Below are 201 nucleotides of genomic sequence, written 5' to 3'. Positions count from 1 at the left end.
GCGCACGCCGAAACGGTGAACGTGTTCCAGCGCGCACCGGAGCTCGCGCAGTCGTATGCGCAGTCGTTCTGGCGGCTGTACCGGCAGGCCGGCGGTCTCTGAGCGTCTGACGGCGGCCCGCGCAGGGCAAGCGCCACCTATCCATTCCCGCTGCCATCCCGGTGCCGCGTACCGGTATGACCCTGCTTGCATCGGCGCGCC

Annotated in this window: 1 pseudogene; it reads left to right on the top strand. The window is 70.1% G+C overall.

Features of this window, described 5'->3' with window-relative positions:
• Window positions 1-102, top strand: a pseudogene (locus tag HW466_RS32375) (phospholipase D-like domain-containing protein); the annotation flags it as partial.
• Window positions 103-201 lie beyond the last annotated feature (99 nt).

This window comes from Burkholderia territorii (genome assembly GCF_902833055.1).
Classification (GTDB): Bacteria; Pseudomonadota; Gammaproteobacteria; order Burkholderiales; family Burkholderiaceae; genus Burkholderia; species Burkholderia territorii.
Note: the sequence above shows the minus strand (reverse complement) of the source record. Positions and strands in the feature narration are given on the sequence as shown.